The organism is Terrabacter sp. 2RAF25 (assembly GCF_052115265.1).
In the GTDB taxonomy this organism is placed as follows: Bacteria; Actinomycetota; Actinomycetes; order Actinomycetales; family Dermatophilaceae; genus Terrabacter.
Genome location: NZ_JBFRGJ010000083.1, coordinates 1 through 358, shown reverse-complemented (window position 1 = coordinate 358; position 358 = coordinate 1). Strand labels below are relative to the sequence as shown.

Sequence of the window (358 nt, the reverse complement as noted above, 5' to 3'; positions counted from 1 at the left end):
CGCCAGTCCTGCGCCGATTGGCTCGTCGTGGGCGACAGCAGGTCGATGAGCTTGAGGGGCGCGTGTGCTTCGCGCGGCCCCATCGTCTCGTCCATGTCCTTGTAGCCCCATTTGCCAGCTTCGCGGCTCGTCAGGAACACGGCGGCAAAGGTGTAGCTGCCGGCGGCGTCCGTCTCATAATCGCCGGTCGCATCATGGCCGGAGGGCAAGCGTCCCTCCTTCGGCTCGACGCGGACGGCGGCATACCAGACATTGCCTTTCTGGCTGATGTGGACGGCGTGGCTCCGCCGCGTTTCGTTGTCGCCGCCGCAAAGCCGCGCGATCTCGTCGCGGATGCTGGCGGGCGTGTGGTTGTAGA

At 66.5% G+C, this 358-nt stretch carries 1 protein-coding gene; it reads right to left on the bottom strand.

Annotated features, from left to right (window positions below; translation table 11 throughout):
- On the bottom strand, positions 1-358 hold a 358-nt coding region (locus AB4091_RS22050; protein ID WP_442295083.1), incomplete at both ends, for a hypothetical protein.